Below are 22,759 nucleotides of genomic sequence, written 5' to 3'. Positions count from 1 at the left end.
ACACGTTAATAGTTAAATAGTTTAATTACTTTGAAAGGGTGGCTCCTTTTATGAAGGAAAAACAAATAGAAGAATTAATTAATCGGTATCTTGCAGTAAGCTTTTCTGTTACCAAAAAGGGGGAAAGCCTTGTTAAGGATAGTATAGGGGACTTTATAACGAACGATCAGCACTATACGCTCAGATATATACATAAAGTTGGTACGTGTACCTCTACTGAGCTATCTGAGATCTTTGATGTGAAAAAAAGTGCCATTACAGCAATCATTAATCGACTAACAGAAAAGGAGTTAATTAAACGAACAAGGGATGAAAATGACCGTAGGGTTATTTATTTAACCTTAACGGAAAAGGGAACAGAATTGTTTGAAAAAACAGAAGAGAAAATTCATAGGCTAGTTGAGTCGATCATTACCAGCTTTGATGAAGATGAAATAGTCTCATTTATTGAAACATATGAGAAATTAAACACTCTGTTGGATAATTTAAAAGACTGTAAAATGGAGGAGTAGTTGTGAACGCAATTATAAAAGGCAAATGGCTTGTTATCATTGGATGGGTAGCAATCGTTGTAGGACTATTTTTAGTTGCTCCTAACATGGCGGACCTAGTAAAGGAAAAGGGCCAGGTTAGTGTGCCAGATGGTTATTCATCATCGTTAGCCGACGAAATCATGAATGAAGTCCAGGAGAAAGAAAGTGTAGGAGATGAAATTTCAGCAGCACTCGTTTTTCATAATGATAATAAATTAACGAATGAAGAAATAAAGGAAGCTGAAAAAGCGATTCACTTGTTAGAAGAAAATGAAGAATTAGATGTTACGGATATTTTAACTCATTTTAATGAGGAAGCATTAGAAGAGCAGTTAGTTTCGGAAGATGGAAAAACGATTCTTGCTAATGTGACGATTAACAGAAATGATCGTGAAGCAAAAGAGATATCTGCATTACTCTATGAAACAATTGAAGATGTAGATGTTGAACATTATTATACAAGTGGCTGGATGATTGATCAGGATGTAATGACAAGCTCACAGGAAGGTTTAAAGAAAACTGAGGGAATTACAGTTGTCTTTATTTTAGCTGTCTTACTGTTAGTTTTCCGATCAATTATTGCACCAATTATCCCTTTAATAACAGTAGGTCTTACCTATTTAGCATCACAATCAATCGTTTCTGTGCTGGTTGATGTTGTGAATTTTCCAATATCTAACTTCACACAAATTTTCTTAGTGGCTGTGTTATTTGGGATTGGGACAGATTATTGTATTCTTTTATTAAGTCGTTTTAAAGAAGAGTTATCACATAGGGAGAGTGTTACAGAGGCAATAGTTGAGACATATCGTAACGCGGGAAGAACTGTTTTCTTTAGTGGCTTAGCTGTTATGATTGGGTTTGCTGCAATTGGCTTTTCACAATTTAAATTGTATCAATCAGCATCAGCTGTTGCAGTAGGAGTTGCCATTCTTTTAATAGCTTTATTTACTGTTGTTCCATTTTTCATGGCTGTACTAGGGAACAAAATCTTCTGGCCATCAAAAGGTACATTAGAGCACAAAGATAGTAAAATTTGGGGAGTCGTTGGACGTTTTTCTCTTGCAAGACCTCTTATTGCCCTTCTTGTTGTTGCGTGTGTATCTGTGCCGTTTTTAACCTTCTACGATGGAGAATTATCATTTAATTCACTAGAGGAAATAGGTGGAGATTATAATTCGATAAAAGCTTTTAATGCTATTTCAGATAGCTTCGGACCTGGGGATTCAATGCCGACTCAAGTAGTTCTGGAGAATGATGAAGAAATGGGTTCAACTGAATACATCGCGCTCGCTGAGAAAATTACAAAGGAATTAGAAAAGGTTGATTTAGTTGACACTGTGCGATCTGTAACAAGACCGACTGGAGAAAAAATTGAAGATTTTTATGTATCAAAACAAGCAGAAAGTCTTGAAGAAGGCCTTGGAGAAGGCAATGAAGGAATCGAAAAAATCAGTGATGGTTTAGCGGAAGCAGAGAGTGAAATGGCTGGTTCTGCACCAAAGTTAAAAGAAGCGACTGATGGTATCGGTGATTTAATTACTGGAACGACAAAACTTAATTCAGGTGTAACAGAGCTTCAATCAAGCCTGGCTCAAATTGAAGATGGAATCCGTCAAACTTCAACTGGTTCTGGGGATTTAAAAGCCGGATTAGCTGAGGCAAAAGCAGGGGCAGAAGAAATTCTTGCAGGAAGCGAACAATTATTGAAGGGATACCAAGAAGCTGAAACAAATATCGGTAAACTAAATAGTGAATATGTCAAAGTCGGAACAGGTATCTCTGATTTATCAGGTGCACTAAATTCGTTGAATTCAAATTTTGAGGCTTTAGAAAATAATGAGGCATATGTGGGGCTAGCAGAAGATTCAAATTATGCTGCAATAAAGGGAACCGTTCAAAATGTTGCACAAACACAATTACCAGAATTAGCAGGTGGTATGGAGAAGCTAAATGCTGGACTTGCAGCAATACAAGGCGGAATGAACACAGCAAATAGTCAATTCCCAAAATTAATTGAAGGACAGCAGCAAATTGTAAACGGACTCCAACAACTAATTCAAGGAATTGATCAGCAACAAGCTGGCTTAAATCAGCTTGCTGATTACCAAGGTCAAGCCGTTAACGGTATTCCGCAATTTTCAAATGGTCTTTCAGAGGTAACGAAAGGACAGCAGCAACTACTTGATGGATTTGGTGATTTAGACGGTCAAATGAGTCAATTAACAGATGGATTATCACAAAGTGTTGACGGTTTGAACAAAGTGTCTGATGGTCTTGGCTCTGCTCAGGATTATTTAGCTGACTTGTCTCAATCATCTGAATCAGGGTTTTATTTACCAGAAGAAGTGTTAGAGAGTGAGGACTTCGAACAGGCATTAGACACCTATTTGTCTGACGATCGTAAAGTCATGACGCTTGATGTTATCTTCAAAGCAAATCCTTATTCAAACGAAGCAATTAATCAAGTGGATGAGTTAAATGCTGCAATTGAAAGAGCTACGAAAGATACGAAGCTTGAAAATGCAAAGGTGGCTATTGGTGGAATTACAAGTACGAATGCTGACTTAAGTACAATGTCTAACAACGATTATTCACGTACAGTTGTTTTAATGCTTGTTGGTATTTCTATTATTCTTGTTTTCTTGTTCCGCTCAATTATTATGCCAATCTATATAATTGGATCATTAATACTAACTTATTATACAGCTATGGGAATTAATGAAGTGATCTTTGTTAACATCTTGGGTTATTCGGGAATTAGCTGGGCAGTGCCGTTCTTCGGATTTGTCATATTAGTAGCTTTAGGCGTAGATTATAGCATTTTCTTAATGGATCGCTTTAATGAATATAAAGATCTTTCAGTTGGTGAAGCGATGCTGCTTGCGATGAAGAAAATGGGAACAGTTATTATTTCAGCTGTTGTCATTTTAGGTGGGACATTTGCAGCAATGATTCCATCAGGCATGTTATCTCTTATTCAAATAGCATCGATTATTCTAACAGGATTACTGTTATATGCGCTCATTGTATTACCACTATTTATTCCAGTTATGGTAAAAACATTTGGACCAGCAAATTGGTGGCCATTTAAAAGAGCTTAATAGTAAGAGGAAGGCAGTTGACATCGTGTCAACTGCCTTTTTAAATAGATATTTTTTCTGAAATAGTTTAGATTTTTTTAAAGTTTACCGATATAACAAATAGGCTATAAGATAGATGAGTCTTGTGGTTAAATTTATGGTTGAAATAAGGAGAATCTCCTATGTCACATGTTAGTTTGCGGACATTTTTTTCATTAACATTTTTAATCTTTATTATATTGTTAACAGCTGTTTTAACTATTTCTGTAGGATCTAAATCAAGTGAGGAAATGGAAGAAGAAATTGGAAACTCATTATCAAATGTTTCCTATCAGATGGCTGATAAATTAGACTTTTTTATGTGGTCCCGATATAACGAATTAAAACTGCTTAGTGAACTAAACACGATAAAAGATGAGGGGAATCTTGATGAAAAGAGAGTCCTTTTAAACGAGTTACAAAAGAACATCTCTTCTTTTTCCTGGGTCGGAATAACCGATAAAGAAGGGGAAGTAATTGTAGCAACAAATAATATGTTAGTTGGAAATAGCATTAAAGAGCGACCTGTTTATCTTGAGGCAATTAAAAAGCCATTTGTTGGTGATGTCCATGAAGCGGTATTGCTTGCAAAATTAATACCTAGTCCCAATGGAGAACCTGTGGAGTTTGTTGATATTAGCTTTCCAATCCGAAATCAGAAGGGAGAGTTTTCGGGGGTACTAGCCTCTCACCTTAGCTGGGATTGGTCAAAAGAAATACATAGATCGATTATTGAGCCGTATAAAGCACACTTAAATAGTGCAAAACGAGTTGAAGTTTTTATCATTCGTTCAGACGATAATCGTATTCTGTTAGGTCCAGGTGATATGATTGGTACAGCTTTGCCGACATCGATTACAAATGACAATTCGGTATCTGATGAGAACTGGAATATTAGGAAATGGCCTGATGGAAAGGACTATGTAACAAGTTATTCATACAGTGATGGATATTTAAATTATCCTGGTCTAAACTGGAAGATTATTGTACGAGAGCCTGTTGACTATGCCTTTGCCTCGGTTGAAAAGCTAAAAAGCTATACATTAACAGTAGGAATGATAGCCGCGATTTTGTTTGCAGTGATTGGTTGGTTTATTGCGGGTAGAGTTGCGAATCCGCTTAAGGAAATTGCTATTGCAGCCAATCAATTAAAAAGGGGAGAACGTACAGAAATGCCTTATTTCACACGAATTAAGGACTTGAATGACCTTTCCTTATCCTTAAGAGAAATGGTTGAAACCATTATGGAAACAAAATCTGAGCTTGGCAGAATGAAAAAACTTGCTCTAAAAGACAGCCTTACAGGGCTACCAAACAGAGTAGCATTATACTCTTATATTGATAAAAAGTTAGAAAACGAAGCTAATGATGAAAACTATCTCTTTTTATTTATGGATTTGGATGGCTTTAAAGATATAAATGATACTTACGGCCATCAGGCGGGTGACTATTTATTAGTGAAAGTTGCGGAAAGACTGAAGACGTTTGTTAAGGAAGGGGATTTTGCTGCTCGACTCGGTGGAGATGAATTCATTTTAATTATTCGTTGTGAAACAAATTCCAGAATTGATGAAGGTATCAAATTAGGAGAAAGCATAATTAGTTCCATCAATTCACCGATCTTGTTAGGAGATGGAGTTGAGGTTGTTATTAGATGTAGTATTGGTGGAGCTATTTGGCCTGAATGTGGCATAGAACCTGATGAGGTTATTGATTTAGCAGATCAAGCCCTTTATCAATCTAAAGATAAGGGGAAGAACCAGGTAACCTTTTATCAAGCATAAACAGGCCATTTTTGAAATGAAGATGTAACATTTTAAAATGAATGATCAGTTTTTTGAAAATGTATTAAAATAACACGAATGAAATAATGAATAATCATTCCATATAGGATTAATCCAATAAATGAGCAGGTATGTGTCCACCACTTGTGATTGGCATACATCTCAAACTTTACAAAAGTAGGTTCAATAATAAATGCGAGTACACCAGCAAAAATAATATATTTCCACATATAAGAAGTAAGTGTTGGTGAATATTGATAGATTAGCATTGAAAAAACAGGGATAACGGCAAGATCAGCCGGTAAAAGTGGTGGAATAATTGGAATAAGCTTGTCAGGATATCCCCACAATCCAAGATAAACTCCTACTTCATCTAAAAATGAAGCAAGCAAAGAACTAATAAGTCCGAATATAATAAGCTCGAGTGATCTACTCCGATCTCTTAATTTATTCCATACTATAAAAGGTCCAATTGTTGATAATAATAGAAACCACCATGTTGCAGTAAACAAATCATCGTGATACCAATGGGAAAAGCTTGTGTTATTTAGGTTTTCATTTATTTTTAAAATATCCTGGTAGGTAGGGGTATTCATTTTACCACCTCATGTAAATCAGAATCTTTATTCACTATAATGGGCATTAGTGGTAAGAAATATGTAGGTTTTTATCGAACATTTGTGGATAAAAGCTTGTTTAGTTTCTTGATTTACACAAAAATAAGTGTTAAGATTGACTTAATTATTTTTGTTCGGATAAGACTGAGAGATGGAAGTTGCTTTAAAAAGTTTTTTCCTCTTGAAGAATCGTTGTCTAGCAAGAATAGTAATACAATGTGGACTTTTTAGATACCACACAGGAGGAAAAACAATGCTACAAGGTAAAGTAAAATGGTTTAATTCAGAAAAAGGTTTCGGTTTCATCGAAGTAGAAGGACAAGACGATGTATTCGTACACTTCTCTGCAATTCAAGGTGATGGCTTCAAAACTTTAGAAGAAGGCCAAACAGTTACTTTTGAAGTAGAGCAAGGAGCTCGTGGACCACAAGCTGCTAACGTTCAAAAATAATAATGACGCTGCAACTGCAGCTCTATAAAAGACTCCAAATTGGGGTCTTTTTTTCTTGGACTTAGTAAGCGTTTTATACTATTCCAAGAATAGATTCTCAGTAGAAACCATCCGACCATTCTTTAAGGATACAGAATGAACCACTGTAATGAAAATCATTTTCATAATTTCCCACAATTCGTACATATTTATCCCACACTTTCTCTTTATAGTAAAAGCTAGTCAGTATTAACAATCGAAAGACTATAAACATAATAGGGAGTTTTACAATGGTTCAGAGGTTATTAACAAGCAAAAAAACAATAGGCATCCTTGCAGTCCTCGTCGTTGCAGCAATTGCCATTTTTATTTTTCTTTCTACAAGAAGTGAAGTTGTCGCAAAGGTAGGAAATGAATCAGTAACAAAGGACGACCTATATACGTATTTTGTTAAGCAAAATGGGACAACGGCAGTAGACACATTAATCACAAAAAGCATCATTGAGCAAGAAACTGCAAAAGAAAATATCACTATAACTGATGAAGAAGTAGATGCAGAGCTTGATGAGTTAATCAGCACATATGGTGGAGAAGAAACGTTTAAACAAACATTAGCTTCTAGCGGCTTAACGATGGAAGACGTAGAAGAAGACGTAAAAGTTAACCTTCAAATTGAAAAATTACTAGAATCAAAGATTGAAATTACTGAGGAAGAAATGCGAACATACTTTGATGAAAACAAAGATACTTTTGCTCAAACTAAACAGGTAAAGGCAAGTCATATTTTAGTTGAGGATGAAGAAACTGCGAAAGAAGTGAAAGAAAAGATCGATGCTGGTGAAGACTTTACAGAGCTAGCCAAAGAATATTCAACAGATCCATCAACAGCTGAAGCTGGTGGAGACTTAGGATTCTTTGGAGAAGGAAGCATGGTAGCAGAATTCGAAGAAGCGGCATTTTCTATGAAGGTCGATCAAATAAGTGAGCCTGTAAAAACGGAATACGGCTATCATATTATTAAAGTAACCGAAATTCAAGAAGCGGCTGAAGCAAACTTTGATAACAGTAAAGAAGAAATTAAAGATATCTTATTTGATGAAAAGCTGTCAACTGAATATCCAACTTGGTTAGAAGATAAGCAAAAAGAATATGGTGTGAAAAACTATCTTTCAGAAGAATAAACGATAAAAAGAGCCCAAAGTGGCTCTTTTTTGATTAATAATAAGCCAAGTTATCTACTCGTGATGAATATCACAGTCTCATAACGTGGCATTCATTAAAATAAGAGATAAGAGTAGCCTACATACTCTTAGATGCTTAAGGATAAAGGTGAAAGTATGAACAGTGAAAATCACGATTTACTTGATACACATATGCTTCGGCATTATGAAAAGGAGCTAGAGGAAATTTCCTCTCTTTTACATGAAGATATTGCGCAAAAAATGTATGCATTATTTAACCATTTACAATATGTACAGCAATATATTGATGACCGACAAGATAGAACTCGAAATGAAGAAATGATAAAATTAACGAAGTGTACGATCGAGGATTTAAGGTTTATCTCTCAAGATGTGCTACCTTTTTGTCATAAAGGAATAAACGGGGCAATAGAAGCTTTTTTATTAAACTATAGCAAAAAGAATGGAGTAACAGTTCAAATTCATAGTTATGGAGAAAAGAAACGACTGCCGCAAATAGTCGAAGTGTTTTTTTATCGACTACTGAAAGATATGCTAAAGGAACTAGCAGACCTATTTACCGTTAGCCACCTAGAAGTCACTTTCTTTTGGGAAGAGCTCGTTCAAATTAAAATAGACTATAAAATTGAATTACAATCAAAGAATAAACATGAGCAGTTTTTACATCATATTCAAGAATACAATGAAAAGATGGAGTTAGTTAAAGGAACAATCTGTTTAGTAAGAATTGATGAACATCATTGTCAACTAACCATATCCATTCAGAATGAGAGGTGATATTTTTTGACAACATCCATTTTATTAGTTGATGACCATGCTGTGGTTCGCTCAGGGTTAAAATTGTTAATCAATGATATCGAAAACATGGAGGTTGTAGGGGAAGCTTCTGAGGGTGACGAGGCTATCAGAATGGTGGAACAGCTTAAACCTACAGTTGTATTAATGGATTTAAGTATGCCACATGGAAAAGATGGATTATCTGCAACGGTTGAAATTAAGAAAAGGTGGCCTGAAGTTCAAATTCTTATTTTAACTATGCATGATGATGAAGAATATTTATTCCGTGTTATCCAGGCAGGTGCATCTGGCTGCATATTAAAAAGTGCACTTCATAACGAATTAATTCATGCTATCTCAGTTGTTGCTGAAGGATCAGCTTATTTGTATCCAACGGCAACAAAGAAATTAATGGAGGATTATCTAGACAAATTACAAAGTGGCGCAAACGTTGATACGTATTCCCTCTTATCAGAACGAGAAAAAGAGGTTCTAACATTAATTGCCAAAGGGTTTTCGAATAAAGAAATTGCAGAAAAGCTCATCATCAGTGTTAAAACGGTTGAAAATCATAAGGCGAGGATTATGGAAAAATTAAAGTTAAAAACAAGACCTGAGCTTGTAGAATATGCTTTAAAAAAGGGATTGTTAGGCTATGGTATTTAATGGACCATTTGGAAAGGAATTTCACATAAATGATTCAAAATGATTCTCAAGTATACATCATCATTAATGAACAAGGTACAATAGAATCTTTTAACCTCTCATCAGAAAAACTATTTGGCCATAAGCAAGAGGATGTAAAAGGTAAAAAAATAAACATGTTATTTCCACATTTCGATGTTCAATTGTTGCATGAAAACGATTGTTCTGCGTTTGAAATGTTAGGGATTTTAAAAGATCAATCTATCACAAAATTTCAGGTTAATGGTAATAAGCTTTCACTATTAGATCAATTATATTTTGTTTTACATGTTGAAACCGCAAAGGAGCAAGAATCATCCTTCAAAAAAATGAAAGCTGAACTAAAAGCATCTCTTTCGGAATTGATGGACTTTAAATTTGCTCTTGACGAGTCATCTATTGTAGCGATAACTGATCAAAAAGGGATTATTACTTATGTGAATGAAACATTTTGTAAAATTTCAAAATATAGTACTGAAGAATTGATTGGGAAAAGTCACAAAATCATTAATTCTGGTTACCACTCTCCTGACTTTTTTCGCAACCTTTGGAAGACAATCGGAACCGGAAAGGTATGGAAGGGAGAAATTAAGAATCGGGCAAAGGATGGCACGTATTACTGGGTTGATACAACAATTGTTCCTTTTTTAAATGGAAAAGGTAAGCCTTATCAATACTTGGCGATCCGTAATGAAATTACCGGTAGAAAGCGTGCAGAAAAAGAATTACAGAGAATGATGAGTAAGCTGATCGGCATACAAGAAGAGGAGCGGAAAAAAATCTCCCGGGAGCTTCATGATGGTATTGGTCAGAACCTATATAGTCTTCTTATCATGATTAACCGATTAAGAACCGACTCGAATCAACAATTCATTGAACAAATGGAAACCGAAATATCCAACATCATTGATGAAATACGTCAAATATCATGGCAATTACGACCGTCAATTTTAGATGACCTTGGACTTATTCCGGCTATTCGATCTTTTATAAATAAGTTTAATGAGCATTACGGTCTAAAAACAAACTTTACATATAAGCTTGAAAGACGACTTGATTCTGAGGTTGAAACTAGCATCTATCGCATTGTACAGGAGGCAATGACAAATGCAAGAAAATACGCTAAAACAAATGAGATTTCCCTGTCAATAATAGAAGGCGAAAATGAGTTAGAGGTTGTCATTGATGATCATGGAGTAGGATTTGATCAACAAGCAAAAAGGAATGGTGTTGGATTATTTAGTATGGAGGAAAGAGCCCGGTCCATTGAAGCAGATTTCCAAGTTCAATCCCAAATAAATGAGGGAACAAGAATAAAGGTAAAGGTACCTTTTAAATAAAAGAAGGAGCATAAAATTAAATGCTCCTTCTTTTTGCATATTGGGGGAATCCCGGAATGAAAATAAGGGAATTCCCTGATAACTTTCTCTTCATCATTGCTTTAAAATAAGGGTATAAGAAACGATACAGGGGCGATGATGATGACAACATGTGTAAAAAAGAGAAATGAAGATATCAAAAATACAACTTTCTTTTCCAGTAACAGTTTAAATTTAGTAAAAAAGAACATGAAGATGATGACGTTTAAAAGTGGAGACCACATCTTTTTTGAGGGAGATCCTGTGAATGCTCTCTATTATGTAGTAGAGGGAACAATTAATTTATATAAAGCAACAGAAGATGGAAAAATTCTGACATTAAATTATTTTGAAGAGGATGATCTTTTTGGTGATTATCCTCCAAATGCTAAAAATAAAGCAAGAGAGAACGCAAAAGCATTAGAAGATTCTGTTGTAGGTATGATTAATCTGCATGATGTTGAACGGCTTCTTTGGGAACACCGTGATTTTTCAATTGAATTTACAAAATGGGTTAGTCATTCTCAACAGCTAACACAAACAAAGCTACGTGATTTAATGTTTTTTGGTAAAAACGGGGCTATGGCTTCAGTAATCATTCGAATGACAAACACATATGGCAAACAGCAGGGTGATAAATGGGAAATTACAAAAAAATTCACCCATGATGAAATGTCATGTTTAATAGGAACACCTAGAGAAACAGTGACACGTATGCTAAGTCAACTGAAAAAAGATGGATTAATAGATTATGATAAGGGCTATATCACGGTTTTTGATTTAAATGGTCTTAAGAACATTTGCCGCTGTGAGGATTGTCCTTTACAGATATGCCGCTTATAAAAAACAAAAGCTAATGTTGCTTTTGTTTTTTACTTTTAATAATTACTTTGTTGCTAGATAACAAGATTAGGAATGGTTGTTTTCTCCAATATTGTACTTGAGTCATACTATAAAAACGATAGTGGAATGGAGCGGAAGACACTCGACTCCTGCGGGAGGTAGAGGAAAGGCTGAGACCCCGCAGGCGAAGGAGGCTCAGCTTCCTCCCCGCGGAAAGCGAGTGTCTGGAGCGCAATGGAACGATCCTGTTTTGTGTTTAACACATTATAAACAACAAATTATGTTAAAACATCCTTAATAATATATCATTTTTTCTCTTACAATAGAAAAGGACTCTCCATAAATCATTTAGGAGAGTCCTTTTCATTATTCATTTTCTTCTTTTGTTGTAAAATCTACTAAAAGAGCCATTAAGATCGTTGTTACAATAAGCATTGAAAAGGTAACTGTAAACATAGCAATCAACCTCCTACCACGTTTTAAATCCTGAGGAGCCAGGTGGTGCATGATGGATCATCTCAGCTAAAGGAATGGTATAAGCAAATGCAATTAAAGCGAAAGCAATACCGATCCAGATCCACCAATTCTCCAAAAATTTAGGAGTTTGATCAAGGTCACTCTCTGCCATTGGAAACTCAACAAATTCATTCTCCGTTTTTGCTTTAGGTGCAAAGAACAATGTTTGAAACACAATATAGATTAAGATCATCGCAGATAAAAAGAGAATCGTCCCACCAATGGCCATTGTTACATGGTTGGATAGTATTCCATTGAACCACTCTAAAGCAGTCGGATCATCCATATAACCGGCATAAGCTGTACGTCTCGGTGCTCCTAGTAAACCTAAAATATGCTGTGAGGTACTCATGAGCAACATACCGATTGACCAAGTAATGATCTGAATGAAAGCCAGTTTCTGAATCGACTTTGTTAGTTTTCTACCTGTTAAGTAAGGTATTAACCAAAACGTTAGTCCCATAAATGTCATAGCAACAGGTGTACCAACGGTAATGTGAAAATGTCCAACAACCCAAAGGGTATTATGGACAACCTCGTTTAGCTGGAAACTTGCATTGATTATTCCACCAGCTCCACCTGGGATAAAGAAGAACATAGCTATGAATAAAGATGTAAATCGAATATCTTTCCAAGGAAGTTTAAAGAACCAACCAAATAATCCTGAAGCTCCTTTTAATCTTCCTGTTCTTTCGAATGTTCCAAACATAGAGAAAGCAGTCATTAATGATGGAATAATAACCATAAATGTTAAAACTGTCTGTAAAAACTTCCAAAAGCTTGAGATACCTGGTTCTGTAAGCTGATGGTGAAAGCCAACAGGTATAGAAAATAAAATAAATAACACGAATGACAAACGAGCAAGTGAGTCACTAAAAACTTTTCCGCCAATAATTCTTGGAACAACTACATACCATGCCATATAAGCAGGTAACAACCAGAAGTATACGAGCGGGTGCCCGAAATACCAGAAAAGTGAACGGCTCAATTCAACATTTATAGTATCAACCCAACCAAATGCCCAAGGAATAAATTGAAATAATACAGTTGCTACTACACCTAGGCAAGCAATAATCCAAAGAATAAGAGTAGATATCGTCATATAGGCAAACAAAGGGCTTAGTTGTTTTTTATGTTGTTTTTTCCATTTTACATAATGACCAATAAGGGCAAAGCTGTATATCCAAGTTCCTACTACGAATAGTGCCAAACCTACATAATACCATCCGCTTGCTTGAAGTGGTGCGTAAAATGTGTAAAGAACAGAAGCTCTGCCAGCAATAATTTCGACGGTTGCAAGAATTGTTCCAGCTGTTGTTACAAAAAATCCAATCCATGAAAAAAGGCGTACTTTCGGTCCAAAAGCACCGAGGGAATAGCTCATTCCAGAAATAAGAAATGCAAAGATAAAATAAGTTGTAAAAATAAGTGCTAATAAAACGCCATGTGCTGTTAGTATTTGATAATAGTCAAGCCATGGTGGAAGTGTTAGTGCATCATTTCTAATAAACACCTGCATTAGACCGCAAAATGTACCTATTAAAAAAGCAATATATGCTACAACAATATTTGTAATAGCGAGCTTTCTATCTCCTAAACTAATCTGTTTCATCACTCAACCACCTCAATTGTTGTTTTCATAAAATGATGCCCTGTGCCACAGTACTCGTTACAAATCACCAAATACTGTCCAGCCTCATCAAACGTATATTCCTTTGTATTAATTTGACCAGGTACAACCATCATGTTTACATTTGTTTTTGCAATTGAGAAGCTATGAGTAACATCAGTACTAGCTACCTTAAAAACTACTTTTTTTCCAACTGGTACTTTTATTTCCGCTGGATCGTACCCAAATGCTTTTGCAACGATAATCACTTCATATGTGTTGTCATCAATTTGATGTACACCAGGGTTGTCAAAAGGAGCTGTTTGCTCTACTTTATCAGGATCGATTGTATCCATCCCCCCTGAAGGATGATGATTGAAAGCAAATGCTGTTACTCCAATAATACTTAGAAATAAAACTAAAGAAATAATACCGAATCCTAACCAGATTTTTTCAAATTTATGAAAGTGCATCGTAAAACCCCCTAACTATCGTGATAAATAAAAGAAATAAACACCAAACCACATGACTACAATGAAAAAACCAATGACAAAAACACTAATTAAAGTACCTTTAAGTTCATGATCTTCGTGCTTTATTTTTTTGCTCATCATAATCCCCCTTACATTTTGCTTTTCTTAAGGTAAGGTTAAGGGATTCCAATAAAAATTGATGTGATAAATCTCACTTGAAAAATAAAAAAAGTGAACTCATATAAGAGTTCACTCTGCTTAATATCCTATTATATATGAAGCCTCAGTTATCCCCACTGTGCTCCCCACTTTTTCATTTCTTTTAACATTATATTTAAAGCATGGCCTTTCTCTGTTAAAGTATATTGAACTGTCACAGGTACAGTTGCAAAGGTTTCACGAGTTAGTACTTCATGACTTTCTAAATGACGAAGTGTATCTGTTAGTGCTTTTGGACTGATATTCGGGATTGCACGCTGTAGTTCACCGAATCTTCTTGTTCCATCAAAGAGTTGTTTAATAACAAGAAATGACCATTTTCCACCTATAATATTTAGTGCTTTTTCAATGGAACATTCAATATGTAACTCGTTTGCTTTCTCCATAGTATCCCCCTTATAGTTACTATAAAAAGTAAAGTAGATAACTTATTTTTTATTATATCAATAATATTTCAGTACTTGTATACCATTTGGCAACTATATATAATTTACAAATGTAAACGATACCACAAATAACATGTTCATTCATTTTGTTAAAGGAGATGTTGAGATGAAATATAGACGTTTAGGCAGATCAGGATTAAAAGTAAGTGAAGTAAGCTTAGGAAGCTGGCTTACATATGGTGCTTCTACTGAAAAAGATAAAGCAGTTAAAACGATTGAAACAGCCTATGATTTAGGACTAAATTCATTTGATACAGCAAATGTATATGCAACAGGGGAATCTGAAAAAGTTGTCGGAGAAGCACTTGGTGGGTACAGTCGTGATTCATATGTGTTAGCAACCAAAGTGTTTTGGCCGATGGGGGAAGGACCTAATGATCGTGGACTTTCTAGAAAGCATGTGTTTGAACAGCTTCATGCCAGCTTAAAACGATTAAATACTGATTATGTGGACATTTATTACTGTCACCGTTATGATCCAGAAACACCTGTTGATGAAACATTAAGAACCATTGATGATTTAGTTCGCCAAGGAAAAATATTATATGCAGGTGTAAGTGAATGGACAGCTCAACAAATTCAAGAAGCAGTTGGGACTGCAGAGAAATATTTATTAGATCGCATTGTTGTAAATCAACCGAACTATAATATGTTTCACCGTTACATAGAAAAAGAAGTGATCCCGGTTAGTGAACAGCACGGAATTGGTCAAATTGTATTTTCTCCATTAGCACAAGGTGTATTAACAGGAAAATATAGTTTAAATAACCGAGCTCCAAAAGGAAGTCGTGCAACAGATCCTAACTCGAACATGTTTATGGATCAATTATTAAATGATGAAACACTTACAAAGGTTGAACAACTAGGAAATCTAGCTAAAGAGTTAGATATTAGTTTATCTCAATTAGCGATTGCATGGATTCTACGTTTACCTAATATCGCGAGTACTCTAGTTGGTGCAACAAAGCCAGAGCAAATTATTGAAAATGCAAAAGGATCTGATGTTACATTAACAGCTGATGTGATTGCGAAAATTGAAGACATTTTAAAATAAGGTGTGTGACTTTATGAAGAAAGTTGTTGTAACAGGAGGGAGCGGCCTTCTTGGATATTCTGTTATAAAAGAATTTCTTGATCATGGATATGAAGTTGTAAATGCAGATATTAAACATCCCGAGAATCCAATTTGTAAAACAGTGATAACAGATTTGCAAAATTCAGGTGAGGTTTATGGAGTATTGGCCGGTGCAGATGCTGTTGTTCATTTAGCAGCAATTCCAGTTGCCTATTCTCATCCAAATGAAGTGACATTCCAAAACAATGTGATGTCGACCTATAATATATTAGAAGCTGCTGGAACTCTAGGAATAAAAAAAGCAGTGATTTCATCAAGTGAATCATCATATGGATTAGTTTTCCCATTAAAAGAGCTGCTGCCGCAATATGCGCCACTTGATGAAAATCATCCACAATTACCTGAAGATAGTTATGGGTTATCAAAAATTGTGAATGAACAAACAGCCGATATGATTCACAGGCGGACTGGTATACAGGTTGTATCAATGAGATTAGGGAACATCATTGCTCCACATATGTACGAAAACTTCCCTAGTTTTATCAATGATCCAGAACAAAGAAAAGTGATTATGTGGAGCTATATTGATGCAAGAGATGCAGCAGTTGCCTATCGCTTGGCTGTAGAAGCAGATGGCTTAGGTTCAGTTGCGTTAAATATCGCTGCGGATGAAACAAGCATGAACATTGAAAGTCAAAAGCTTATGGATACCATTTATCCGGATGTTGAAATTCGTAAACAATTAGAAGGCTATGAGACATTATTTTCTAATGAAAAAGCTAAGAAGCTATTAAATTGGCAGCCACAGCATAAATGGCGTGACTATGTGAATGGTGATAAATAGTGAATGAAGAACCTAGTGCAATACTAGGTTCTTTTTTATTAGATTTGAAAACAATTTGCTATCTTAATACGATCTATATTAAACTGTGAATGGACGTTTGAGCGCATTACATATAAAGAGAGGAATCAATCATGTTACATGAATTTTCAATAAACATACCTTATAAAAATGTTCAGGAAGTTACGGATCTGCTAAATACAGCAGGCATCTACAATCTATATTATGAATCACCAATTGAAATCATTAAGGTCCAAAACGGATATGGTTATGAGGAAAAAGAAGATCAGCATATAGACTTAAAAATCTATGCGAGTGATCTTGAGGTAGAAAACCTACCAGAATCTTATTATCCGTTGATTGAATCAACGTTATCTATTTCAAGAGAAGCCATTCATTATAAAACCTATGATGAAACAAATTGGGAGCAAACCTATGAATTTGAGGATATTGATTTAGGGAATGGTTGGGTTATTCAATATCCAAATTCCAAAGAACAGTATGAAGATAAACATGTGCTAAAATTTGACCCTTTGGCAGCGTTTGGAACTGGGCTACACGAAACAACTCAAGGTTGCTTACGAATGATACTAGATAAAGATCTTACTGGGAAAAGTGTTCTTGACCTAGGTACAGGCTCTGGTATGCTTGCAATTGCAGCATCTCTAAAAGGGGCTAACAAAGTTGTGGCAGTCGATTATGAGGATGTGGCACGTGAATTTCATCATAACGCAGAATTAAACAACCTAAAAAACGATCTTCAAGTTGTTCAGGCGGATCTTATCACTGGTGATTATCAAATAAATGATCATTATGATTTTATTATCATTAATATCGGGGCAAATGAAACAATGAGTATTATTGAAAAGCATGATCTATTAAAAAATAGTGACACTTTCTTTATTTCAGGATTAGTTGAATGGCATATTGATCAATTAATTGATGTATTTGCCAAAGGTGGTTTTACTATAGAAGAAAAAGCTCAGACAAATGAATGGGTATCAATTCATTTTAGTAGAGCATAAAATAAAGTCTGTTGAGAATTGGTTTATTCTCTACAGGCTTTTAATTGGTTAAGATAGATTTGATTATGGTCCGGTCAAGCTACAAGACTTCTTAAAATCAATCAAACTGCTAGAGAAATTGTGGTAGAAGTAATAAGAGAATGGAAGGAAGCTTCACAAAGATTGGAATGCTGTAACATTTTTGATAAAATCAATATTTTTTCATAATTCATGGTTAAATAATCCATAGTAATTATGATATGATAGAGTATATTTTAATGTGTAAAGGAGTTCATTATGGAAAAAGTACTTGTTTTTGGTCACAAAAATCCGGATACAGATACAATCTGTTCTGCCATTGCGTATGCTGAATTAAAAAATAAAATTGGTCAAAATGCTGAGCCTGTTCGTTTAGGTGAAGTAAGCGGGGAAACTCAATATGCACTTGACTACTTTAAAAAAGAAGCTCCACGTCTTGTTGAAAAAGTAGCAGGTGAAGCAAGTGAAGTTATTTTAGTTGACCATAATGAGCGTCAACAAAGTGCTGACGATATTGATTCAGTTCGCGTACTTGAGGTTATCGACCACCACCGTATTGCAAATTTTGAAACAAGTGATCCTTTGTACTATCGTGCTGAGCCGGTAGGTTGTACGGCAACAATTCTTAACAAGCTTTACAAAGAGAATGGTGTTGCAATTGAAAAAGAAACAGCAGGATTAATGCTTTCAGCGATTATTTCTGACTCTTTATTATTTAAATCACCAACTTGTACCCAAGAAGATATTGATGCTGCTAAAGAATTAGCTGAGATTGCAGGTGTTGATGCAAACACTTACGGACTAGAAATGTTAAAAGCTGGAGCAGATTTAAGTGATAAATCTGTTGAGCAATTAATTTCACTTGATGCAAAAGAATTCCAAATGGGATCTAGCAAAGTAGAAATCGCACAAGTTAATGCTGTTGATACAAATGATGTTCTTGTACATAAAGCTGAAATTGAAGCAGCTCTTTCAAACGTTGTTTCTGAAAAAGGCTTAGATTTATTCCTATTCGTTGTTACAGACATTTTAACAAATGATTCTGTAGCAGTTGCAATCGGTAATGAAACAAGCAAAGTGGAACAAGCATTTAACGTAACACTAGATAACAACCAAGCTACTCTTAAAGGTGTTGTTTCTCGTAAAAAGCAAATTGTTCCTGTATTAACCGAAGTATTTACAAAATAATCCAATGATAAAGCCACATTCTTATCTAGAATGTGGCTTTTAAAAATTAGATAGCAACAGTCTTCTGTTTCTTTTCAGTTTTATTGTTAGTTTTTTTAGCAGGCTTTAAGATAGATAATCCAATTAAGAGTAATGAGCTTAAACCAATGATTCCAAGCGTACCTACCCCTTCTTCAAAAATCTCCTTCTTGAAAAATAAGAAATCTTTAAACCCTTCTACACTAAAACGGAACGGAACCCATGAATATAACCAATCGTGAGTAATAGTAGGAAGCATTTCCGGTGCCATTGTTAGAACAGGCATTGAAAAGAAGAATAGCAAAATAATTAGTGGAGCAGCTGGGTACCCTACCCAATTTAGTAAAGCATTTTGTATGAAGAAAAAGCATAGACCAGTAAAGATCATTAAAAGCAACATATCGCTACTATTAGGTATCGCTACATTTAACAAATTTTCAGTTAGTAGCAAAATGATAATAGAGATACTAGTAACAAATAAAGTGCCTGAAAGCAATTGACTACCGATAGAAGTTAGACTCCATTTTCCTCCCGTAACTTTATTAACAATTGTAAAGAGAATCATTGAACTGAAAAAGGTTGTTAACCAGAGTAATTGAGTAAATAATGCAGGTGTATTTCCATTTGCTGAATTTTCCCCTATAGGATTAATCTTCTCAGTAGTAACTGATATTGGGTTTGCAAGTAATTTGGCAAGATCTGAACTTATAGGTGCTTTTACCTCATCTATTCTATTATACAATTGTTCCTGAATTTGTTGATTAAACTGGTTAGTTACTCCAGCTGTTATTTGAGATGCCACATTTGCTCCGGTCATATTCATACCTTCATTTAAATAGGTTTTGATAACCGGCTTTGTAGGTGTATTTGTTAACAATGAATAAACATTTTTAGACAAATCCTTTGAAAGGATTAACGTTCCATACACTTCTTTGTTCTTCATTTCCTCTAGTGCATCCTTTTCTGTTTCATACAAGATCCATTCAACTGAAGTACTGTCATTATTTTTAATTTGTTCACTCAATTTCTCACCAAAATTAAGTTCTTCCCCATTTGGTAGTTGTACACCATCATCCTCTAACACAATTCCAATTGGCAGCTCTTTTGGAGTGGGGTTTACTGTAGAACCCATAAATGCAAAGGTGAAGATACAGGCTAAAAGGGATATAAGACCTAAACCAATCCAAAGTAATTTGTTTGTAAAGTAAGTTCGAAACATCGGGAATTGTCCTCCTTTATAGACATACTGTTAATTAATTGACAAAATGTCGAGTATAATGTAATTATAAAAAATACCTTGATTAATTCAATGATCAATAAAAGTGCATTTGTTTTTTATACAACATACTTAAGGAAATAGTTAATTAATTTACAAAGTTTATATATAGGGAGAGAGGAAGATGGGAAAGAAAACAGATCTTCGGGTTATACGAACAAAAAAGTTAATAAAAGAAGCCTTATTAAAACTCATTCAGGAAAAAGGATTTGAAAACATGACCATTCTGACATCGCGGATGAAGCACTTATTAATAGAGCAACATTTTATTTACACTACCAAGACAAATACGATTTGCTTGAGCAGGTAAGTAATACCTATTTACAGGAATTAATGGATGAAATAAATCCAGATTATCATATTCAAAATGGACGAGTGGATCTGGACAGATTTCAAATTACATTAAAAAGAGTGTTTGATAACATAAAGAAAAATCGAGATTTTTATCAGGTTATGTTTGGTCCTAATGGAGTACAAGAATTTACTGTGAAAATTGAAAAGCATATTTATCATAAATTTCAACAGAAATTTCATGAAATTGTTGAGAACGTAGAATCATTGGAGATTCCATCTGATTTTCTATTAAATTTCATAAGCTCTGCTTATATTGGAGTCACAAAATGGTGGGTGAAAGAAAATATGCATTACTCCACGGACTACATGGCTACGCATCTAGCAGAAGTCATCTCAAAAGGTCCTATGTATTCAATTTGGAAGAATGTAAGAGACAATCAACAGCCTGGTTCTTCTAAATAACAGTTATTTTGTTTTAGAAGTGGATAATGAAGAAAAGGTCCTATCCTATTGTTAATTGAAAGAAAATTTAAAGATATTATTATCCATTTTTAAGCATTATATGGTAACATTTAACTAGTAAACAGCATATGGTGGAGTGTAAATCACATGAATTCTCAAATCTTTATATATATTGTTTCTTTGGCAGTTTCTGGAGTGTTAAGTTTATTTATAGGAGTATTTGCTTTTATTCGAAGAAAAAACTTTTTTGGAAGCAAAACGTTTATACTAATTTCTTTGTTCTCTTCTATTTATACATTTGGACATGCTTTTGAGCTATCTAGTCAAAGCTTGTCGATGATTGTGTTTTGGACCTACTTTCAGTATTTAGGACTCCCATATATTGCACCTCTTAGCTTGATTTTAGTTACTCAGTATATTGGGGCAGAAAAATATATAACCAAAAAGAATGTAATAACTGCTTTTAGTATTCCAGTCTTAACAACACTAATTGTCCTGACAAATAATTTTCATCACCTTTTTTATCAAACCATTTATCTTAAACAGGGGATTGCACCATTATTGGGGTTTGTTTTAGGTCCCTGGTATATTGTTCATGGCAGTTACACATTTGCTTGTTTACTAGTTGGAGGTATTTTATTACTTCATTATTGGAAGCAAACAAAGTCAACATATTGGAAACAAACATTAGTCATGCTCCTTGGATTGTATTTACCAATGATTGCTTCATTTCTTTACCTAATCGGACTTGTTCCTTTTAGTATTGACCCAGTTCCAGTTGTATTAAGTGTTACATCAGCATTATATATTTGGGCGTTTTTATCTACTAATTTATTTGATTTAGCACCTATCGCAAGGGGCCTTATTTTTGATAGTATGCGTGATGGAGTAGTTGTTTTGGATCAATCAAAACGAATTATTGATTTTAATTATGCTGCTACTAGTTTAATAAAAAAGTTAGATAATACTATGATAGGCAAGAAAATGGAGTTGCTATGGGAAAATAATTATGATTCTTCAGCCTTTCCGTTTCCTGAATTAGATTCGATGGACCATGAATCAGAATTTGAATTAGAATGGCATGAGAGAAATCATTATTATCAATTACGTTCTTCTCCGATTAAGAAAAAAAGCGGAGATGTTTTAGGAAATACAATCGTTATTCTAGATGTTACAGAGCAACGACGATTACAAAATAGACTTGAGCGTCTGGCATACATTGATCAATTAACAAACATACTAAATCGATCTGCATTCCTTGAAGAAAGCATAAAATTAGTTGAAGAAATGAGAAAAAAGGATCAAACAGTCGTTTTAATTCTTTTTGATATTGACCATTTTAAACAGATTAACGACACTTATGGACATCATATAGGAGACGAAGCAATTCGACATGTTGTTCGTATTTGTAAGCAATTGTTGCAACCTAATGATTTATTTGGACGTTATGGTGGAGAAGAATTTGTGTTATGTTTACCTTCAATGACATTGGAAGAAGCTGGAGAGTATGCAGACATGATGAGAAAAAGTATTGAAAATGAACCACTTGTTATAAATAATGAAATCATACATATTACAGCAAGCTTCGGGGTCGCGAAAGTGATCGAAGAAAATATGATGACAGATGCACTGAATTCAGCTGATAAAGCGCTTTATGCCTCCAAGCGTACTGGCAGAAATAGCGTCTATATTGAAAATGGAAAACTTATTGATTATAAAACAAAAAATGCAGCACATGTATAATATTTATAAAAAAGAAAACTTCGATTATTAGCATGATGGGTTAGGTGCGAGGGAGATAATAAAATCAAAAAGGTAAGCACTAGTGGGCTTATCTTTTTGATTTTACTTGAAAATTTTCACAGAAACAAAAAGCACATTCAACATTGACGATTTTTAAAAGACCTTATATATTTATAATGACCAACCGGTTCTGAATGGAGGGTAAG

General features: G+C 34.6%; 22 protein-coding genes. 16 read left to right on the top strand and 6 right to left on the bottom strand.

Translation table 11 applies throughout. The features are described 5' to 3' along the window. Window positions 1–50: 50 nt before the first annotated feature. The 3 genes from LPC09_RS20285 (at window position 51) to LPC09_RS20275 (ending at window position 5,439) form a co-directional block, all read left to right on the top strand. On the top strand, window positions 51–512 hold the full coding sequence (locus LPC09_RS20285; protein WP_121663240.1) for a MarR family winged helix-turn-helix transcriptional regulator: 462 nt from the start codon (window positions 51–53) through the stop codon (window positions 510–512). Window positions 513–514: 2 nt separating this feature from the next. Then, window positions 515–3,637 carry an MMPL family transporter gene (locus LPC09_RS20280; RefSeq protein ID WP_231308156.1) on the top strand — a complete coding sequence of 1,041 codons (3,123 nt, stop codon included), beginning with the start codon at window positions 515–517 and terminating at the stop codon, window positions 3,635–3,637. 161 nt (window positions 3,638–3,798) lie between these two features. Then, on the top strand, window positions 3,799–5,439 hold the full coding sequence (locus LPC09_RS20275) for a sensor domain-containing diguanylate cyclase (RefSeq protein ID WP_231308155.1): 1,641 nt from the start codon (window positions 3,799–3,801) through the stop codon (window positions 5,437–5,439). Between the two features lie 32 nt (window positions 5,440–5,471). Here LPC09_RS20275 and LPC09_RS20270 read toward each other — a convergent pair whose 3' ends face one another. After that, complete coding sequence (locus LPC09_RS20270; RefSeq protein WP_231308154.1) at window positions 5,472–6,035, bottom strand: CBO0543 family protein; 564 nt, start codon at window positions 6,033–6,035, stop codon at window positions 5,472–5,474. Window positions 6,036–6,309: 274 nt separating this feature from the next. Here LPC09_RS20270 and LPC09_RS20265 point away from each other — a divergent pair, with 274 nt between their 5' ends. The 6 genes from LPC09_RS20265 (at window position 6,310) to LPC09_RS20240 (ending at window position 11,350) form a co-directional block, all read left to right on the top strand. After that, on the top strand, window positions 6,310–6,507 hold the full coding sequence (locus LPC09_RS20265) for a cold-shock protein (RefSeq protein WP_026558957.1): 198 nt from the start codon (window positions 6,310–6,312) through the stop codon (window positions 6,505–6,507). Window positions 6,508–6,776: 269 nt separating this feature from the next. Then, complete coding sequence (locus tag LPC09_RS20260) at window positions 6,777–7,667, top strand: peptidylprolyl isomerase (protein ID WP_231308153.1); 891 nt, start codon at window positions 6,777–6,779, stop codon at window positions 7,665–7,667. Between the two features lie 156 nt (window positions 7,668–7,823). Next, window positions 7,824–8,465, top strand: coding sequence for a sensor histidine kinase (locus tag LPC09_RS20255; protein WP_212137735.1), 642 nt, complete (start codon window positions 7,824–7,826; stop codon window positions 8,463–8,465). Window positions 8,466–8,471: 6 nt separating this feature from the next. After that, window positions 8,472–9,131 carry a response regulator transcription factor gene (locus LPC09_RS20250; RefSeq protein ID WP_231308152.1) on the top strand — a complete coding sequence of 220 codons (660 nt, stop codon included), beginning with the start codon at window positions 8,472–8,474 and terminating at the stop codon, window positions 9,129–9,131. Window positions 9,132–9,160: 29 nt separating this feature from the next. Next, entirely contained in the window at window positions 9,161–10,489 is a 1,329-nt protein-coding gene (locus tag LPC09_RS20245; RefSeq protein ID WP_231308151.1) for a PAS domain S-box protein, read from the top strand. A 141-nt stretch (window positions 10,490–10,630) separates the two neighbouring features. Continuing rightward, entirely contained in the window at window positions 10,631–11,350 is a 720-nt protein-coding gene (locus LPC09_RS20240) for a Crp/Fnr family transcriptional regulator (protein WP_231308150.1), read from the top strand. A 469-nt stretch (window positions 11,351–11,819) separates the two neighbouring features. Here LPC09_RS20240 and LPC09_RS20235 read toward each other — a convergent pair whose 3' ends face one another. The 4 genes from LPC09_RS20235 to LPC09_RS20220 all read right to left on the bottom strand — a co-directional run bounded on the left by LPC09_RS20235 (window position 11,820) and on the right by LPC09_RS20220 (window position 14,553). Further along, window positions 11,820–13,478, bottom strand: a complete 1,659-nt coding sequence (locus tag LPC09_RS20235) for a b(o/a)3-type cytochrome-c oxidase subunit 1 (RefSeq protein WP_231308149.1) — start codon at window positions 13,476–13,478, stop codon at window positions 11,820–11,822. Beyond that, complete coding sequence (locus tag LPC09_RS20230; protein ID WP_231308148.1) at window positions 13,478–13,948, bottom strand: cytochrome c oxidase subunit II; 471 nt, start codon at window positions 13,946–13,948, stop codon at window positions 13,478–13,480. The genes LPC09_RS20235 and LPC09_RS20230 overlap by 1 nt, the downstream gene beginning before the upstream one ends. A gap of 15 nt (window positions 13,949–13,963) precedes the next feature. Next, window positions 13,964–14,086: a cytochrome c oxidase subunit 2A gene (locus tag LPC09_RS20225; protein WP_331275787.1), complete on the bottom strand. Its 123-nt coding sequence runs from the start codon at window positions 14,084–14,086 to the stop codon at window positions 13,964–13,966. Between the two features lie 149 nt (window positions 14,087–14,235). Continuing rightward, window positions 14,236–14,553 (bottom strand): winged helix-turn-helix transcriptional regulator, encoded by a 318-nt coding sequence (locus LPC09_RS20220; protein WP_098798204.1) that lies wholly within the window; start codon window positions 14,551–14,553, stop codon window positions 14,236–14,238. A gap of 166 nt (window positions 14,554–14,719) precedes the next feature. Here LPC09_RS20220 and LPC09_RS20215 point away from each other — a divergent pair, with 166 nt between their 5' ends. The 4 genes from LPC09_RS20215 to LPC09_RS20200 all read left to right on the top strand — a co-directional run bounded on the left by LPC09_RS20215 (window position 14,720) and on the right by LPC09_RS20200 (window position 18,760). Next, the gene (locus tag LPC09_RS20215; RefSeq protein WP_231308146.1) at window positions 14,720–15,667 is read left to right on the top strand and encodes an aldo/keto reductase family protein; all 948 of its coding nucleotides are present in this window, start codon (window positions 14,720–14,722) and stop codon (window positions 15,665–15,667) included. 13 nt (window positions 15,668–15,680) lie between these two features. Then, window positions 15,681–16,532 (top strand): NAD-dependent epimerase/dehydratase family protein, encoded by an 852-nt coding sequence (locus LPC09_RS20210; protein WP_231308145.1) that lies wholly within the window; start codon window positions 15,681–15,683, stop codon window positions 16,530–16,532. Window positions 16,533–16,663: 131 nt separating this feature from the next. Next, complete coding sequence (locus tag LPC09_RS20205) at window positions 16,664–17,554, top strand: 50S ribosomal protein L11 methyltransferase (protein WP_231308144.1); 891 nt, start codon at window positions 16,664–16,666, stop codon at window positions 17,552–17,554. Window positions 17,555–17,830: 276 nt separating this feature from the next. Beyond that, a complete protein-coding gene (locus LPC09_RS20200) occupies window positions 17,831–18,760 on the top strand; it encodes a manganese-dependent inorganic pyrophosphatase (protein ID WP_231308143.1) in 930 nt (309 codons plus the stop codon). Between the two features lie 46 nt (window positions 18,761–18,806). On the opposite strand, the gene LPC09_RS20195 is transcribed toward LPC09_RS20200, so the two are convergent. Next, window positions 18,807–19,997, bottom strand: coding sequence for a YhgE/Pip domain-containing protein (locus LPC09_RS20195; RefSeq protein ID WP_231308142.1), 1,191 nt, complete (start codon window positions 19,995–19,997; stop codon window positions 18,807–18,809). 181 nt (window positions 19,998–20,178) lie between these two features. Between LPC09_RS20195 and LPC09_RS20190 the strand changes: the two genes are divergently transcribed. From LPC09_RS20190 to LPC09_RS20180, 3 genes are all read left to right on the top strand, one after another. Beyond that, window positions 20,179–20,364 carry a hypothetical protein gene (locus tag LPC09_RS20190; RefSeq protein WP_231308141.1) on the top strand — a complete coding sequence of 62 codons (186 nt, stop codon included), beginning with the start codon at window positions 20,179–20,181 and terminating at the stop codon, window positions 20,362–20,364. Then, window positions 20,349–20,810: a TetR-like C-terminal domain-containing protein gene (locus tag LPC09_RS20185; protein WP_331275786.1), complete on the top strand. Its 462-nt coding sequence runs from the start codon at window positions 20,349–20,351 to the stop codon at window positions 20,808–20,810. Before LPC09_RS20190 ends, LPC09_RS20185 begins: the two co-directional genes overlap by 16 nt. Window positions 20,811–20,957: 147 nt before the next feature. Continuing rightward, entirely contained in the window at window positions 20,958–22,553 is a 1,596-nt protein-coding gene (locus tag LPC09_RS20180; RefSeq protein ID WP_231308140.1) for a histidine kinase N-terminal 7TM domain-containing diguanylate cyclase, read from the top strand. The last annotated feature ends 206 nt before the right edge of the window (window positions 22,554–22,759 follow it).

It is taken from the genome of Metabacillus sp. B2-18, from assembly GCF_021117275.1.
Classification (GTDB): domain Bacteria; phylum Bacillota; class Bacilli; order Bacillales; family Bacillaceae; genus Metabacillus.
This window is presented reverse-complemented; position numbering and strand designations above follow the sequence as displayed.